Below are 3,385 nucleotides of genomic sequence, written 5' to 3' on the forward strand. Positions count from 1 at the left end.
GCGTCGACCGTATGCCTGGTCGGCATATCGCAGGAGCCGCGGCCGTCGCGCGCGCACCACGTGCGGTTCCTGCCGCGCGACACGATGGCGACGACCGATCTCGGGCTCGATCTCGTGCGTTTCTGGCGGGTCGAGGATGCCGCCGACCACCTCGGCCCGCACCGGAAGCCGCCTGTCGCGCAGCACGTCGTACACCGATCCGGCAGCTCCCGCCTTCTCGTCCCACGCGCCGAACACGACGCGTGAGATGTGCGCCTGCAGAATGGCGCCCGCGCACATCAGGCAGGGCTCGAGGGTGACCGCGAGCGTGCACCCCTCCAGATTCCAGCTGCCGAGGGATGCCGCGGCCTCGCGCAGCGCCACCATCTCCGCGTGGGCGGTGGGATCGGCCGTGGCCTCGCGCCGATTGCGTCCGACGCCGATCACGGTGCCCGCGGCATCCCGCACGACGGCACCCACCGGGATCTCGCCCGCGGCACCGGCCTCGGCGGCGAGCGCGAGCGCGCGACGCAGCGCGCTCTCGTCGTCGGCACGCACGGGCAGGCTCATGCCTTCAGCGTAGGCTGAGATCATGCGCGTGCACGTTGCCGATCACCCCCTCATCACCCACAAGCTGACCGTGCTGCGCGACGAGCGCACACCGTCGCCGGTGTTCCGTCAGCTCACCGAGGAGCTGCTGACGCTTCTCGCCTACGAGGCGACCCGCAGCGTGCGCGTCGAAGAGGTCGAGATCCAGACGCCCGTCACGACGACGACCGGGGTGCGCATCTCCGAGCCGCGACCCCTCGTGGTGCCGATCCTGCGCGCCGGCCTCGGCATGCTCGACGGAATGGTGAAGCTGCTGCCCACCGCCGAGATCGGCTTCCTCGGCATGGCGCGCAACGAAGAGACCCTGCAGCCCTACACGTACGCCGAGCGCCTTCCCGACGACCTCAGCGACCGCCAGTGCTTCGTTCTCGACCCGATGCTCGCGACCGGTGGATCGCTCGGCGCGGCGATCGACTTCCTCTTCGCCCGCGGCGCGCAGGACGTGACCGCGATCTGCATCCTCGGCGCACCCGAGGGCGTCGCGAAGATCGAGGAGCTCGTGGGCGAGCGCGACGTGACCCTCGTGCTCGGTGCGCTCGACGAGCGCCTGAACGAGAAGGGCTACATCGTTCCCGGCCTCGGGGACGCCGGCGACCGCCTCTACGGCACCGTCTGAGCCCCCTCGAGGGTCACAACCACCGACGCCGCTTGAAGATCAGGTAGAGCACGGTGGGGAAAGCCACCATCACACCGAGGGCGACGGGATAGCCGTACTCCCAGTGCAGTTCGGGCATGACGTCGAAGTTCATGCCGTAGACCGTGCCGATCAGCGTCGGGGCGAAGATGATCGCCGCCCACGAGGAGATCTTCTTCACCTGTTCGTTCTGGGCCAGATTCACCTCGGTCTGGCGCCGCGAGACGAGCGCGGAATGCACGATGAGCGCCTTGTCGAGCACGGCACGGAAGCCGTCGATGCGCTCGGTGACGCGGAGGGCATGGTCGCGGACATCGCGCAGCCGCCGCTGCAACTCGATGTCGACGTGGTAGGCGTCGTGGCCGCGTTGCAGCCACTCGATGATCGGGACGAGCGGGTGCGTGGCCCGCGCGAAGCGGTTCAGCTCGCCCGACAGCTCGTAGATGCGGCGCGACAGCGCATCGTCGTCCGCGTCGCCGAACAGGTCGTCCTCGATCTCGTCGATGTCGTTCTCGATGCCGGCCACCAGAGGCTCGTACTCATCGACGACACGGTCGAGCACGGCGTACAGCACCGCTTCCGATCCCAGCGCCAGCAGTTCCGGCTGCTGTTCGAGGCGCCGCCGCACGGCCCCGAGATCGGGCGATTCGGCGTGACGGATGGTGATGACGAAGTCGGGGCCGACGAACAGATGCAGCTCGCCGATGTCGAGCTCTTCGCGCTCGTCGTCGTAGCGCGCGGGACGCAGCACGACGAACAGCGTGTCGCCGTACCGCTCGACCTTCGAACGCTGGTGACCCAGAGCCGCGTCCTCGATGGCGAGGGGATGCAGTTCGAACTCCGTCGCGACCGATGCCAACTCTTCGTCCGACGGACGGTACAGGCCGATCCACGCGAAACCCGCGTGCGCCTCCTGGAGGGCATAGGCCTCGTCGAGCGAGGCGGGGGTGGCGACGCGCACGCCGTCCTTGTAGACGGCGTTGTCGATCAGGGTCATGGGTCTCTCCTCGAGGACACGCGGTCGCCGGGCGCCGCGAACGGGCACGCGCGAAGGATCGCGCGCACGTCCGTGCGTGCCGGAGCGGCACGCACGAGAGCGCCGCGGGTGCGCCGGCCTCAGAGCGAGAGGATGCCGGCGGCGAGCACCGCGGCGCGCCTACTATCGTCTGCCATGGTGTCTCACCGCCTCTGATCACGGCTCGTCGTGATCGGATGCACGGGGACGAGCCTCCGGGAGTATATCCCCCCAAGATGACGCGCACCGGGCACGACCGTGCGCGGCCGCGGAGACGGGCTGCGTCACCCTTCGGCGCGTCGTCCGGTCTCCTGTTCCCAGAACTCCAGCTGCTGGGTGAGCGCCTTCGCGAGCTCGAACACCTGCTGCGGCGGGATGCGCACCCGCTGCACCACCCGCCCGGGAACGACGGTGACGGGAGCGCCGTCGGCATCCACCCCGGCTTGCGGGGGCCGCACGAGGGAGACGAAATCCATCACGAAGACGTCGGGCGTGTGCCAGACGTTGGCGAAGTCGGCGAAGCTGCCGGCGATCGCCTCCGGCGGCAGATCGATCTCGAACTGCCGGGGCATCTCATCGCTCATGTCGCGCTCCTGTTCGCCGCGTCGCGGAGGCATCGTCCGGCGGGACACGACCGGTGAGCCTCGAGCGGTACGCCGAGTCTACGGCGCGTCCGCGCCGACGAGACGGGCGAAGGCGCTGAGCCGGGCGACACCGTCGGGGGTGCGGGGCAGGTCGTCGAGCAAGCCCGTGCCGTACACCACGAACGCGGTGTGCTCGGCTCGCGAGACGGCCACGTTCAGACGGTTCTGCAGCAGCAGGAACTCGAGTCCTCGGGGTGCATCACGACCGCTGGATGCCGCGAGCGACACGATCGCGACGGCCGCCTCCTGGCCCTGGAACTTGTCGACGGTTCCGACCGGGATCTCTCCGAGCCCGGCGTCCGCCAGAACGGACTCGACGAGCACCTGCTGCGCGTTGTACGGCGTGACGACGATCAGATCCGCTGCCGTGAGCGGTCGCGGCGGCACATGTGCGGACGGTGTCCACGCCCGACCGAGCAGATCGCGGGCGAGGGCGAGGACGGCTTCGGCCTCCTCCGGCGACTGCGTGGCGTTGCCCGCATGCGTCAGCCGCCACGGAACGAC

General features: G+C 69.6%; 4 protein-coding genes and 1 pseudogene. 1 reads left to right on the forward strand and 4 read right to left on the reverse strand.

The features are described 5' to 3' along the window. Positions 1 to 132: 132 nt before the first annotated feature. A pseudogene (locus I5I_RS15750) lies at positions 133 to 549 on the reverse strand (nucleoside deaminase); the annotation flags it as partial. Positions 550 to 571: 22 nt separating this feature from the next. Here I5I_RS15750 and upp point away from each other — a divergent pair. After that, positions 572 to 1,204 (forward strand): uracil phosphoribosyltransferase, encoded by a 633-nt coding sequence (gene upp / locus I5I_RS15755; protein ID WP_036322016.1) that lies wholly within the window; start codon positions 572 to 574, stop codon positions 1,202 to 1,204. A 13-nt stretch (positions 1,205 to 1,217) separates the two neighbouring features. Here upp and I5I_RS15760 read toward each other — a convergent pair whose 3' ends face one another. The 3 genes from I5I_RS15760 to I5I_RS15770 form a co-directional block, all read right to left on the reverse strand. Then, positions 1,218 to 2,219: a magnesium and cobalt transport protein CorA gene (locus I5I_RS15760; protein ID WP_036287510.1), complete on the reverse strand. Its 1,002-nt coding sequence runs from the start codon at positions 2,217 to 2,219 to the stop codon at positions 1,218 to 1,220. Between the two features lie 302 nt (positions 2,220 to 2,521). Further along, entirely contained in the window at positions 2,522 to 2,821 is a 300-nt protein-coding gene (locus tag I5I_RS15765) for a DUF3467 domain-containing protein (protein WP_036322021.1), read from the reverse strand. A 78-nt stretch (positions 2,822 to 2,899) separates the two neighbouring features. After that, on the reverse strand, positions 2,900 to 3,385 hold a 486-nt coding region (locus I5I_RS15770; protein ID WP_036322017.1), incomplete at its 5' end, for a C-terminal helicase domain-containing protein.

Source organism: Microbacterium sp. B24 (assembly GCF_000333415.1).
Taxonomy (GTDB): Bacteria; Actinomycetota; Actinomycetes; order Actinomycetales; family Microbacteriaceae; genus Microbacterium.